The organism is Stenotrophomonas sp. GD03877 (genome assembly GCF_029840555.1).
Taxonomy (GTDB): Bacteria; Pseudomonadota; Gammaproteobacteria; order Xanthomonadales; family Xanthomonadaceae; genus Stenotrophomonas; species Stenotrophomonas geniculata.
In genome coordinates this window covers 1-12,996 of the sequence record NZ_JAOCCT010000003.1, presented here as the reverse complement: position 1 = coordinate 12,996, position 12,996 = coordinate 1, and the positions used below count along the sequence as shown (strand labels likewise).

Annotated in this window: 13 protein-coding genes; 7 read left to right on the top strand and 6 right to left on the bottom strand. The window is 57.2% G+C overall.

Annotated elements, in window-relative coordinates; genetic code table 11:
* Window positions 1–147 precede the first annotated feature (147 nt).
* From N5D20_RS02475 to N5D20_RS02450, 6 genes are all read left to right on the top strand, one after another.
* Window positions 148–381, top strand: coding sequence for a hypothetical protein (locus N5D20_RS02475; RefSeq protein ID WP_279914524.1), 234 nt, complete (start codon window positions 148–150; stop codon window positions 379–381).
* An 8-nt stretch (window positions 382–389) separates the two neighbouring features.
* The gene (locus tag N5D20_RS02470) at window positions 390–1,277 is read left to right on the top strand and encodes a hypothetical protein (RefSeq protein ID WP_279914523.1); all 888 of its coding nucleotides are present in this window, start codon (window positions 390–392) and stop codon (window positions 1,275–1,277) included.
* A gap of 441 nt (window positions 1,278–1,718) precedes the next feature.
* Window positions 1,719–2,342, top strand: coding sequence for a hypothetical protein (locus N5D20_RS02465; RefSeq protein WP_279914522.1), 624 nt, complete (start codon window positions 1,719–1,721; stop codon window positions 2,340–2,342).
* Window positions 2,339–4,516 carry a fimbria/pilus outer membrane usher protein gene (locus tag N5D20_RS02460; protein ID WP_279914521.1) on the top strand — a complete coding sequence of 726 codons (2,178 nt, stop codon included), beginning with the start codon at window positions 2,339–2,341 and terminating at the stop codon, window positions 4,514–4,516. The genes N5D20_RS02465 and N5D20_RS02460 overlap by 4 nt, the downstream gene beginning before the upstream one ends.
* Window positions 4,513–4,890, top strand: a complete 378-nt coding sequence (locus N5D20_RS02455; RefSeq protein ID WP_279914520.1) for a hypothetical protein — start codon at window positions 4,513–4,515, stop codon at window positions 4,888–4,890. The genes N5D20_RS02460 and N5D20_RS02455 overlap by 4 nt, the downstream gene beginning before the upstream one ends.
* Window positions 4,891–4,967: 77 nt before the next feature.
* Window positions 4,968–5,345: a hypothetical protein gene (locus tag N5D20_RS02450; protein ID WP_279914519.1), complete on the top strand. Its 378-nt coding sequence runs from the start codon at window positions 4,968–4,970 to the stop codon at window positions 5,343–5,345.
* Window positions 5,346–5,349: 4 nt separating this feature from the next.
* Here the strand turns inward: N5D20_RS02450 and N5D20_RS02445 are convergent.
* The 6 genes from N5D20_RS02445 to N5D20_RS02420 all read right to left on the bottom strand — a co-directional run bounded on the left by N5D20_RS02445 (window position 5,350) and on the right by N5D20_RS02420 (window position 12,126).
* Window positions 5,350–6,500 (bottom strand): IS3 family transposase gene (locus tag N5D20_RS02445; RefSeq protein WP_229767007.1). Its coding sequence is split into 2 segments (ribosomal slippage): window positions 5,350–6,254 and window positions 6,254–6,500, totalling 1,152 coding nucleotides; the frame shifts between segments, so codons are not numbered across the junction.
* Window positions 6,501–6,740: 240 nt separating this feature from the next.
* The gene (adhP, locus tag N5D20_RS02440) at window positions 6,741–7,769 is read right to left on the bottom strand and encodes an alcohol dehydrogenase AdhP (protein WP_279914518.1); all 1,029 of its coding nucleotides are present in this window, start codon (window positions 7,767–7,769) and stop codon (window positions 6,741–6,743) included.
* 46 nt (window positions 7,770–7,815) lie between these two features.
* Window positions 7,816–9,204 carry an NAD-dependent succinate-semialdehyde dehydrogenase gene (locus tag N5D20_RS02435; RefSeq protein ID WP_279914517.1) on the bottom strand — a complete coding sequence of 463 codons (1,389 nt, stop codon included), beginning with the start codon at window positions 9,202–9,204 and terminating at the stop codon, window positions 7,816–7,818.
* 48 nt (window positions 9,205–9,252) lie between these two features.
* Entirely contained in the window at window positions 9,253–10,662 is a 1,410-nt protein-coding gene (locus N5D20_RS02430) for an NAD(P)(+) transhydrogenase (Re/Si-specific) subunit beta (RefSeq protein ID WP_279914516.1), read from the bottom strand.
* On the bottom strand, window positions 10,662–10,994 hold the full coding sequence (locus N5D20_RS02425) for an NAD(P) transhydrogenase subunit alpha (RefSeq protein ID WP_279914515.1): 333 nt from the start codon (window positions 10,992–10,994) through the stop codon (window positions 10,662–10,664). The genes N5D20_RS02430 and N5D20_RS02425 overlap by 1 nt, the downstream gene beginning before the upstream one ends.
* Before the next feature lies 1 nt (window position 10,995).
* Entirely contained in the window at window positions 10,996–12,126 is a 1,131-nt protein-coding gene (locus tag N5D20_RS02420) for an NAD(P) transhydrogenase subunit alpha (protein WP_279914514.1), read from the bottom strand.
* Between the two features lie 497 nt (window positions 12,127–12,623).
* On the opposite strand from N5D20_RS02420, the gene N5D20_RS02415 reads away from it, so the two are divergent.
* The coding region (locus tag N5D20_RS02415; protein ID WP_279914513.1) for an IS3 family transposase at window positions 12,624–12,996 on the top strand (373 nt) is incomplete at its 3' end.

The following is a 12,996-nucleotide window of genomic DNA, read 5'->3' as shown; positions in this document are numbered from 1 at the left end:
GCTGCGCGGACCGCGCTTGGGGTCTACGACGCGCGCCACTGTCGCGCCCCTTCGGGCTTCAATCGCTTGCCCGATTTGGCAACATCTCAATAAAAGGTATTGACAATGTTCGGATATGTGTTTGATTGATTAAAACGGGGGTAAATTATGAAAACACTCATTGCAATAATCATCTTATTGACTCCGCTGTTGGCGGTCGCCGAAGAGGCGCGTGGTCGGTTTGTGGTGTCAATGACCATCGCTGAGTCGTGTGTGTTAACCGATCAAGGCATTCACAAATGCACGTCAGGAATGCGCAAGCCGATGGTTGTCCAGGAGAAAGTTGCAATCAACACCCCGGAAGGATCTTCTGAGCGGATCGTCACTGTAGTCACTTACTAAGGAGTCGTATGTATAAAAAATTCAACAAGCACGAAACGCAAAAATTCATCAATGCAATCTTGGCCGTGGATCCAAATGGTGTGCGCAGCGCTTTAGAAAATAATGCAGACCCTACACCCGTGTTGAAGACGGATTTGCAAGTTTGGCACGCTCAATTGCTTGTGCCGGCCAACGAGGTGGAGCCGCACGATCAGTGCACTGGGCTGGACAAAAGCGCCGCACTGCTTACGGACGTTCTGCCACTGGACAACATGCAATCAGTGAAGTGGCTGGGTCTGGCCGGACACGTACCGATCGCATCGGCGGACGCCAATGAAGTTCGTATGGGACCAAGCTCGTTTTCCAATGCCGTACTGGCGGCGGTGTTTGACATGTTCACTTCCATCGTTGGGGATCGCCCCGAGGTGGACTCAGAAGAGCAAATCGCTGCACTGGCACGTGCCAAAGAAATCATTGATCTGTGTTTGATTCACAAGTGCAACCTGGCTGGGTCCGACGCCAGAGGCATGACCGTGTTGCATTGGTGCTGTGCTTTGTACGACGACAAAGAGCTTGTCGAACGGCTTGTGGCCGTGGGTGGGACGCCAACGATCAAAGACAAGGAGGGCTACACGTCTATTGATGTTGCCGCGCACTACGGCCACCTCAACTCCTTTGCCGGTTTGAATGTTCGCGAGCAAGAAAAAAAAGAAGGGAACCTTGCATTAGCTCCAACCAAAGACGATCTGGCAAAGATTGATTGGAGCGAGCTGGAGCCCTGCAACGACTTCATATCCACGCCCCCCAGCCCTTCTGCTGTCCCGGCCACTGCGCCAGCCAGCAAACCACTTGGCCGCTTGGCGATGTTCTTCAACGTTCTCCTGGGGCGGGCCAGCCCTTTGGATACCAAACACTAATCAACTATGAAAGGAGACGCATATGAAAAATATATTCTTTGGATTGACCGCAGTCCCATTGTTGGCCCTTGGCGCCCAATCTCAAAACGCCGACCTGGGCGCGGTCCTGTCTGTTAAACAGACCTGTCCATTCGTGTCAGGCTCAGCCGCCGAGTTTTTGGGCTGTGACACATACGTGCAACCTGATTGCGACAGCGCTTTCTGTGAGGGTGTGGGTGGTCTACCCATATCAGTTTCCGTCGAGCGCAACACCGAACAGTTCGACCCAAATGAGATGCCGTTGTGGTGTGACAGCCAGCAGTGTTACGCCAACACTGGGCCATTCAAGGTCGCTTTGGACTATGGAAGGCTGCGCACAACCAATGGATCTAAATAAAACGTATTGACAATGTTTGGTCTTATGTTTAGCTGAAAATATTATTGATTTGTATGGGGGATTTAATGATCAAAAACATTGCTTTGGCCGTATCTTTAGCGCTTGTTCCATTGGTGTCATCGGCTGCATCCGTTGGTCCGGTTTTCAAGGTCAACACCGCAGGTGAGAAAAGCGGCGTGTTGACGATTTCCAATGATGGTCCTGATCGTTCGTATCAGATCACTGTGGATGAACTGACTGTTCTAAACGGTGTGTCCCGCAGAGCGCCGTCAGAAAAAGTGCGCTTTGCTCCGTCGATTGTGACGGTGAAAAAAGGGGCTACCCAATCCATTCGGTACATCAAGTCCGAACAGGTTGGAAGCGAAGAGTTCTTCCGCGTGAGCGTGGCCGAATTGCCCACGCCTGGGGAGGTTGGGTTGATCAAATTGGTCAAACAAGACTTGGCGTGGATTTGGCGTTCGCCATCGGCCAAGGCCAATGTGACTGGCCGTTGGAACGGTGATCGCTTTGAGGTGACCAACACAGGGGACGCGTCAGCGCGGTTGGTGTCCCCCTCATCGGGATCCGCAACACGTAGTGGCTTGCTGGGTTACGTTCTGCCCGGAGAAACCCGATCGTTTGCTCTCCCCGATTTCCCGCACGGTGTGGTGTCGGTTGAAGTCAACGGAATACGCCAGGACATCAAATGAACAAGTCAGTCATCGCCTTGGCGATGGCTGTCTGCTTTGCACAATCCACATGGGCCTCAGACACAACCATCGCCGCAATATCAATCAATGGGTCGCTCAAAAGCGACGTTGAAGAACTGCACGTTCGCGACGATGGGCAGTTGCTGATTGCCAAAGAACGTTGGGCGCAGTGGGGAATTCAGTTGCCCGTATCGTTGTCCGACCGCGACGCTGTGTCACCGTCCGACTTGAACGCGGATGTTCAGTTCGATCCAGCCAGTCAAAGCTACAACATCCTTGTGCCCGCAAAGTATCTGCCGGCGCGCGACTACAACCCCGCCTCGCGCATGCGTACGGACGTTGGCCCTTCGCCCAAAGGGGTAATGCTGGGTTACGACTACCGCGCGCAGGACAGCGATACGTACGGCTTCACACAGTCGTTGTCTTACGACATTAGATCCAACGTCCTCGGCGGGACATTGTATGGAGCCGGTCAACTCAATGACGAAAGCAGTGGGCTCAAGCACGAGCGCTCTTTAACGACGTGGAGCAAGGATCTGTACGCCTCACAGACTCGCGTGCAGATCGGTGATGTCATCAACGCCACGCCCAACGGTGCGTTGCTGGGGTCGCGCAACTTGCTGGGTGTTCGCGTGGGCACCGATCGATCATTGAGCAGCGACGCTTTTTATCCTGTACCCACCTTCAACGGGGTGGCCGACACACGCTCCACAGCAGAGGTGTTCGTCAACAGCGTTCGCGCGTCCCAACAACAGTTCCAGCCGGGGCCATATCAGTTTGCAAACCTCAATGCACCGATTGGCTTAAGCACTGTCTCCATGGTTGTTCGCGACGAATTGGGGCGCGAATACTGGACAACTCGCCAGTTCTACAGCACGCCCAAAGCGCTTGTCAAAGGGCGCAGCGAATGGGAAGTCTCGGCCGGTTTGATGCGCAACGGTGGGTTGGGAAGCGACTACGCAGACCTGGCTGCAAACGCTGTGTACGCACGCGGGGTATCCGACCGCTGGACCACCACCGCTGCGTTCCAAGCCACGTCCACAGGGCGGACAGCCATGTGGGGAAATCTGTGGACCTTTGGGCGTTGGGGCGCTGCAACCTTCGACATCGCAACAAGCGGGGACGGCATGGCCGCCACCATCGGTTACGAGCGGCGCACCAACGGCTTGTCGTGGTCCGCTTCACACACCCATGTCACCGACGACTATTGGAACTTCAATCGCGAGCGGTCGCGCTTTGCGCTTGAATCACAAACCACAATCGGTGTGGCCTACCGCCAAAATAATTTTAGTGCAGCGCTCAACTACAGCGATGTGCGCTATTCCAATCGATCGACTCAGATGCTAACCGCTCAGGCACGTTGGCAGTTGAACTCCCGCGCCGAACTGTCGGCCTTTGCTCAACACGATCTGTCTTTGCGCGACACAACAGTGAACGTTGGGTTCCGCTACCAATTTGGATCCGGCTCGGCCAGTGTCAACCTCAACGACGGCGAGTGGTTTGGACAAGCCAACGGTTCAACCACTTTGAAAAACCGCCGATTGACCTGGACCGCAAGCGCAAGCGCAAGCAATCACTATGTAGCGGGGCGTTGGGATCTGCCGATGTCCACGTTGCTGCTGCATAACAGCACAACCAACACTGTGTTTGGGGCCAACGGTGGGGTGTGGATCGGGGAGGGCGGTGTAATGCCCACGTCCAGGCCGTTTGGATCGTACGCGCTCATCCGTGTTCCCAACATGCCCAACACACGCGTTCAACTCACGGGCAAGAGTGTCACCACCAACGCCCTGGGCGTGGCTGTGGTCCCCAACGTCTCAGCACTGTTCGATCAAACAGTGACGGTGGACGCCCTGAGTCTTCCGTTCGGTGTGCAACTGGACAGCCTCAGCAAGAAAGCCGTGGCTCCGCGTGGCGGCGGGGCGAAGCTGCAGTTCGACGTTGTGAGCAACACCACACGTGAGTACGTGGTTGTGCGCAACGGGGTTCCGATCGAGATGGCCAATGTACTGGGCAAGGAGACCGTCGTTGGGATGCGTGGGGCATTGGTTCTTGAATCCCCATTGGTTGGGGATGTTCTCACCATTGAGAAGGACGGCAGTCGTTGCGCCATCACCATCTCGCAGTCGAGCGAACTGGACAAACCAATTTTGGAATGCAAGGAGGTTTTATGAAAGCGATTCTCATTGCGTTGCTTTTGTTCTCAGGTTCAGCCTGGGCGGACTGTTCGATCACCCCCAATCAAGACTTTGCCGTCTTGGATCAAGATGGAGGCGTGAACGTTCAATACGTTATCGAGTGCGACGAACCCACCACCGGAACATTGCAAATTGATTCAAGCCAATTGGTTTTGCGATCGGGGGGAAACCACGAAATCCCATTGTCGGCGGCGCTTTCCGGAGAGCCGTTGGTTGATGAAGTGACCATCGATGTTGGCGACGCGCCATTGGTGGTCACGATTGAATTCCGAAGCGTGTTGTCCACGTCGGTTCGCTACAAAGTTGCTGGCGTTTACAGCAGTTCTGTACGTTTGGTTCTGAACTATTAGTTTTGGTATTGACAATATGATGCTTTATGTTTTTCTGGTTGTGATGCAACACTTCAATCACTAAAAAAGGAGAGTAAATGAAAACAGCACTATTAACCGCAGCAGCAGCAACTTTACTGGCGTCGGGATCTGCATTCGCTGCGACCAAATCAACCACAATGAATTTCTCATTTGTCGTCGCGTCCACGTGCGACATCTACTTGGACACTGACAACATCGAAGTGGCTACCCACGACGTTGTGGGCGGGAATTACCCTGAGAACTTGGGTGTGACGTGCAGCGAAGACCTGCCGTACATCGTGGAAGCTTCGACCAACGCCAATGGACAGGTGATCGCCAAATCAACCACGTCTTCCCGTGAATACCCCGTGACATTTGTTCGTGGCAACAACACCCTCTCTGGTCCGCGCTTCGGCACTGAAGCGAATGGGTTTGGACCGGCCAGAGTTCTGTAGACACTCAGTCGCCGCTCTGCGCGTAGCGCCTTTCAAACTCTACCGGTGACAGTCCGCCAGCGGAACCATGCCGGCGGATCGGGTTGTAGAACATCTCGATGTAGTCAAACACGTCCGATGCCGCCATGGCGCGTGTCGGGTAGATCCGCCGCTTGATCCGCTCCTTCTTCAAGACGCTGAAGAAACTCTCGGCCACGGCGTTGTCGTGGCAGTTCCCGCGTCGGCTCATGCTCGGCACCATCCGGTGCGCTTTCAGGAACGACTGCCAATCGCTGCTGGTGAACTGACAGCCCTGGTCGGAGTGCACCATCACGCCAGGACCGGGCTTGCGCCGCCACGCCGCCGCCACCAGTGCCTGCAGCACCAGATCGCTGGTCATCGTCGAAGCGGTTGCCCAACCCACGATCTGGCGCGAATACAGGTCCATCACCGCCGCCAGGAACAGCCAGCCCTCGTAGGTCCGGATGTAGGTGATGTCCGTGACCCAGACCTTGTTCGGTGCCTGTGGCCCGAAGTCCCGGTTGAGCACGTTGGCCACCACGCCCGCCGGGCCGCCGCGATGACGCGGCTTGCGGCCATAGCCGACTTGGGCACGCAGACCTTCTGCCCTCATCAACCGCAAGACGCGGTGCCGACTGCATTGCTCGCCGGCCTCGCGCAGGTCCAGGGTGATCTTGCGATAGCCATACACCGTGCCGCTGGCCAGCCAGTGGTGCTTGATCAGCCCCAGCAGACGCTGATCTTCGCGCTCACGAGCGCTGGCGCCATGGCGCAGCCAGGCGTAGTAGCCGCTGCGCTGCACGCCAAGCACCCGGCACATCGCCACCAAGCGGAACTCCCGGGCGTGCGCGCGCATGAACGCGTACTTCGCCCTTACCCCTTGGCAAAGTACGCGGCGGCTTTTTTTAGGATGTCGCGCTCCTCGGTCACCCGCCGCAGCTCGGCCTTGAGCCGTCGGATCTCGGCCGAGTCGCTCGGCGCAACCGTGGCTCCAGGGGCCGGTACCGTCTTCTTGGCCGCCTGCACCCAGCCATACAACGTGTGCTTGGGAATCCCGATCCGGGAGGCGACATCCACGACCGTGAAGCCACGCTCGATCACCTGCTTCACCGCTTCGGCACGGAACTCATCCGTGTACTGCTTGCTGTTGCCCATAAACACCTCGGTCATTGCCATCAATTATGGCAACCGGATGTCTACGAAAGGCTGGGCAGTCCAAAATCCCTATAATTGTCACAACCAATACTGGTGCAGTGCACATTTATGTCGAGGTCGGTGTTTGCTTGTTCGTGACTGTCGTCGCCAGATTACCGGGGCCGAGGCCAGATCCGCAGCTCCGCTTGTCGCCGCAGAGCCTTCCTGCAGAGGTGCGATACCGTCAAGTCGAGCTACCTGCTAGCTTGCGAAGTCTAGAACAACCCTTCCCTCGATCTGTCCCTTGTGCATTCGCGAGAAGACGTCGTTGATATTCTCCAAGCGATCCGTTTGCACGGTAGCGGCAACCTTGCCCTGCTCTGCGAAATCAAGAGACTCTTGCAGATCCAGACGACTGCCGACGATGGATCCTCGCACGGTCACCCCGTTGAGTACCATGCCGAAGATATCGAGCGGGAACGTGCCTGGCGGCAGCCCATTGAGCGACACAGTGCCCCCGCGCCGCACCATGCCAACGGCCTGTTCAAATGCCTTAGGCGAGACTGCCGTGACCAGTGCGCCGTGCGCACCGCCGATCTCCTTTTTCAAAAATGCAACCGGGTCGAGTTTCGTCGCATTTACTGTTACGGTCGCGCCCAATCTGCGAGCGAGATCAAGTTTTGCATCATCTACGTCTACGGCAGCCACATTGAGGCCCATCGCCTTGGCGTACTGCACAGCCATATGCCCCAGCCCGCCGATCCCAGAGATGACCACCCAGTCTCCAGGCTTGGTGTCGGTCATTTTAAGGCCCTTATAGACCGTAACCCCAGCGCAAAGAATGGGAGCAATCTCGACGAAACCGATGTTCTTCGGCAAATGTCCTACGTATTCTGCGTTTGCCAGCGCGTACTCGGCGAACCCGCCGTTTACCGAATACCCACTGTTTTGCTGAGCCTCGCAAAGAGTTTCCCAACCGCCCAGACAGTGCTCACAATGCCCACAAGCAGAATAGAGCCAGGGGATACCAACGCGATCGCCTTCCTTGATATGGGTCACGCCCTGACCAACGGCCACGACGTGCCCCACGCCCTCGTGCCCAGGGATAAAAGGGGGTTCAGGCTTAACCGGCCAATCTCCTTCCACAGCGTGGAGATCGGTGTGGCAAACACCACAGGCCTCAATCTTAACCAGGATGTCGCCTGGGGCTGGGCGCGGCACTACAACTTCTTCAATCACCAGTGGCTTGCCGAACTCGCGAACAACAGCCGCTTTCATGGTTCTGTTCATCGGTCTTCCTTCCTGCGCTAAGTGAGATGAGACGAGAGATCGGCGGTCAGAATGCTCCGTCAATATCAGTCACAGCTATCAGCTTATGGTTGACAAATTCCTTGATGCCAAGGCCTACCAACTCGCGCCCATAACCTGAGCGGCGTACGCCACCGAAAGGAAGATCGGCCGCCACCCCAGTCGGATGGTTGATGTACACCATGCCCGTGGAAATCTGCTTAGCAACCTCGACGCCGTGGGCAATGTTTTGAGTAAACACCGAGCCGCCAAGACCGAAGGGGCTGTCGTTGGCGATGCGGACCGCATCGTCCTCATCTCGGGCACGGATCACCTGCGATACCGGCCCGAAGAACTCCCAGCGGTATGCCGGGTTGCTTTCGGCCATTGTCAACAGAACCGGCTGGAAGAACGCGCCGGTCTTCGGGACCTCGGCCCCAATCACCTCGACTGTCGCGCCGTGTCCCACCGCTTGCGCCAACTGCGACTCCAGATCATGCACCGCGCTTTTTGACGACAGCGGTGCGAGCGTGGTCGCAGAATCCTGCGGGTCGCCAGCCTTCAGCTCAGCTACACCGCGCTTGTATTTGTCCAAAAAGGCATCGTAGACCTCATCCACAACAATGATTCGCTTGGACGAGCAACACACCTGGCCCGCATTCCAATGCCGGCCGATTACCGCCCAGCGGGCTGCCTTGTCAAGATCTGCGTCGGCCAGTACGACAAAGGCGTCAGCACCACCAAGCTCCATGGTCGATTTTTTCAGAGCATTGCCGGCCTGCGATGCGACCACTGCACCGGCTCCTTCCGAACCGGTCAAGGCTACGCCCTGCACTCGAGGGTCTTCGATAATCGTCTTGATCTGCGCGCGATTGACATAGAGGTTAGTGAAGCCGCCTTCCGGCAATCCCGCCTCGCGAAAAAGCCTGTCAAACGCCGCTGCACACTGCGGAACGTTGGAGGCGTGCTTAAGAATCACCACGTTTCCAGCGGCCAGCTGTGGGGCAGCAATGCGTACAATTTGGTAATAAGGGAAGTTCCACGGCTCAATGGCCAGTATGATTCCCTGAGGTTCGTGCTCCACCCAAGCTTCTGTGTAAGACGGATGCTGGCTCGGCAGCTTCTGGGGAGCAAGCAGCTTCGCTGCGTTCTCGACGTAGTACTCAAGGATCTGCGCCGAAAGCTCAACCTCGGCCTCTGCCTCAGCAGCAACCTTGCCCATCTCCAACGTGAGTAATGCGGCGTACTCTGCATGCCGCGAACGAAGCAGATCTGCCGCCTTGCGCAGCACCAATGCACGCTCGCTGATGCTTGTGTTCTTCCAGCCTTGGAACGCGGCGTCGGCCTTCTCCAGGGTCTGTGCTACTTCGGCGTCAGTGGCGTCAGGGAAAGTCTTGACGACCTGCCCGGTGAACGGGTTGGTAGTTGCGTATGCCATGGTTGCTGCTCCGTGATGTTCGGGGGGAGGATTTGCGCACAACGGGGGTCAGGCGGCCAGATCTTTGATCGCTTGCACCATTTTTGTTAGCACGATCTGGGCATCGCCGTAGACCATGTCGCAATTGTCTTGATAGAAAAGCAAGTTCTCAACGCCAGCATACCCCTTGCCCTGGCCCCGCTTGATGACATAGGCCTGATGCGCCTTGTCCACGTCAAGGATAGGCATGCCATAGATGGGCGAGCCCTTGTCGCTGCGGGCGGCAGGATTTACCACGTCGTTGGCGCCGATGACCAGCGCCACGTCTGTCGCTGGGAAACTGTCGTTGATGTCTTCCATGTCGAAGATGAGATCGTATGGAACCCCCGCTTCAGCAAGCAGCACGTTCATGTGGCCTGGCATTCGCCCAGCGACCGGGTGAATCGCGAACTTTACGTCCACGTCGGCGGCTTGAAGCAGCTTGACGAGCTCGTACAAGAGGGCCTGCGCCTGAGCCACGGCTAACCCGTACCCCGGCACAATGATCACGCTGGACGCGTAGCGCATGCTTACTGCTGCATCACTAGGGTCAACCGACGTCATGCGACCGGCCACTTCCACATCGCCAGTTGCTGCGCTCTCACCGAAGTTAGAGAACAGGACGTTGGCCAGCGAACGATTCATTGCGCGCGCCATCATGAAGGTCAATAGCGTGCCTGCCGAACCTACCACCATGCCGGCAATCATCAGTGCAGGATTCTGCAACGCGAAGCCCTCTAGTCCAACGGCCAGCCCGGTGAACGCGTTGTAGAGTGAAATCACTACAGGCATGTCTGCACCGCCGATTGGCAGGGTCATCAAGACGCCGAACGTCAATGCTGCGACAAAGAAGAGGGTCGGCCAAACGATCGAGACCGACGGACACATGACTAAGAACACGCCGATTGCCAAGGCGCAAGCAAACACCAATCCGTTGAGCGCGCGTTGACCGGCGAAACGCCAGGGTTTGTTAATACGCCCATCTAGTTTTGCCCACGCAATCACTGAACCGGACAACGAGATAGAGCCGATCAGGGCCCCCAATGCGGTCACGGAAAGATGCAGGCTACCGCCTGTGTGGCCGCCGCGCAGCAGCTCTACTGCGGCAAGTGCCGCCGCCGAACCACCACCCATGCCGTTGTAGAGAGCAACCATCTGCGGCATTCCGGTTACCGCCACCTTGCGACCACTGCGCCAAGCCAGAATCCCGCCCAGCGCGAGCGCCAAGAAAGAGAGCCCCAAGTTCGTGGCGAGGTGCGGACGCGCGGCCTCATCAACATCGGCCAGATAGCCAAAGCTGGCAATCACCGCCAGCAGCATGCCTATGCCTGCCAGCACAATCCCATGGGACGCTGTTACCGGCGAGGACATGCGCTTAAGCCCAATCACAAAAAGCATCGCAGCCACGAAACCACTGAGTGCAACGAGCAGTGCGGCCATTAGGCACCACCCTCGCCGGCAGCGGCAGCTTTCTTCTCACTGGGCTTGAACATTGCCAGCATCCGCTCGGTGACCACATAGCCCCCGGCTGCATTGCCCGCACCAAGAGCGACACCGATAAAGCCTACGACCTGACCGGTCACGCTCGTCGCGTTGAATAGCGCGTGCAGCGCTCCAACAACGACAATGCCATGTATGAAGTTCGATCCTGACATCAACGGGGTATGTAGAATTGAAGGCACCTTGCCGATCACCTCATAACCAGTGAACGCTGCCAGCATGAAGATGTAAAGTGCGACTAGCCAGCTCATCGACAGCAGTAGGGAATCCATGTCAAACCTCTTTCTCTAGGAGCGCGGCTGCTGCCGCCGGAAGTATCTTTCCCTCATGGGACAGCAACGTTCCGGCGACCACCTCGTCATCCATGTCCGGTGCAATCGCGCCATCCTTGACCATGAGTACGAGCAGCGCCAATAGGTTTCTGCAGTAGAGTTCGCTGGAGTGCTGGGGAAGTTGCGACGGCACATTGAATGGCGCGAGTACAGTAACGGGGCCGATCTCGACCTCCCCACCGGGCATTGCCCCTTCACAGTTGCATCCGCTGTCGGCTGCAAGATCGACGATGACCGACCCCGATTTCATGCCCTCGATCTGAGCCTTGGTGACAAGTACCGGCGCGCGCCTGCCTGGCACATTTGCGGTGGTGATGATCATATCGGCCTGCTGGATGTGCTTGGTCAGCACCGCACTTGCCTGCGCCTGCTCAGCAGCTGTCAGCTGGCGGGCGTATCCGCCTTCGCCGCGCGCGTCGATGCCAGTCTCGACGAACTTCGCCCCCACCGATTGCGCTTGTTCCCTCGTTTCTGGACGCACGTCATAGCCTTCCGTGATGGCTCCAAGTCGGTGAGCGGTCGCCAACGCCTGCAGCCCCGCCACACCCAGCCCCATTACCAGGACACGGCCCGCGCGCAGCGAACCAACCGCGGTGGTCATCATTGGCAGGATACGCGGAAGATGGGTGGCACCAATCATCGGGGCCAAGTAGCCTGCGAGCGCGGCTTGGCTGGACAATACATCCATGGCCTGCGCCCGGCTTATGCGGGGCACAGACTCCAGCGCCATACAAGATATGCGGCCGTCCCTCAGAACTTGCAGCAGTTCAGGAACCTTCTGCGGATACACCATGCACATCAGCCAAGCACCAGGCCGCATCGTCGCCACCAACTCGGGCGGCGGCGGTTGAACTGCCAACACGATGTCCGCTTTTGAGACCAAGCCCCTTGGCTCGTCTGCGAACTCAACGTCCGCATAGTCGCTGTCACGGAACTTTGCGGCGTCACCCGCTCCTCGCTCCATCGAGACAGTGAAGCCCAACTTTGAGAACTTAGAAACCTGCGATGGGACCATCGCCACGCGTCGCTCGCCGACCAGCGTTTCTCGAAGAACAGCCAAGATCATGGACATCGTCTATCCGTAGGATGGGGAAGGAGCTAACCAGCACTCTAGCTTCGCAGGCATTACACCTGCATTGCGTTCGATCAATTCAGCAGACTTTGGCAGGCAGACAAGCTGTAGCCGGGTGCTGGCCTGTCCAGTCCACCATAGGCGCTTCCCGGGGCGATGTAAACCAAAGGGTTAGGTATATACCTAGAACGACGACTCCTCTCGTAGCTGTCGCCGGCCTGACGGTACGGGCCTTTACGCTCCGGCCTTCTCAGTTCGATACCTTCGCGGCCATGAACACCGGCGCTCTGGAACGAGTCGGAGACACCTTCCTCTCAACTCAACTCAGCGCAGCACTGGCATACCGTGCATTGGAGTTCCCAGGATTTCCTAGACAGAGCTAGCCTCTGTTGGGGTAGCATTGGGAGACAGTCATGTCTGCAGGCAAGATCACCAGCAAGACCCGGCAAGCCTACAAATTCATCGATGCGCATCGGGACTAGTTCAGTGTCCAGATGATGTGTCGTCTGCTTGGGGTTGCTCGAGCCGGCTACTACGCATGGCGTGAACATCCGATTTCCGATCGAGAGCAAGAAGATGCGCGGTTGCTTCGCTTGATACGTGCGTCGTTTACCGCCAGCCACGGAATTTATGGCGCCCCCAGGGTGTTTCTCGACCTGAGGGAGCAAGGGGAGGCATGCAGCAAACATCGGGTTGCCCGCTTGATGCGGGTGAACGGATTGCACGTGCTGCATAGCTATCGCATACGGCACATCCCCGCTCCAGAACCTCATGTCTTGATCCCTAATTTGCTCCAGTGTCAGTTCAGCGTATCGCGCCCGAACGAGGCATGGGTGACGGATATCACCTACATCCGCACGTGGCAGGGTT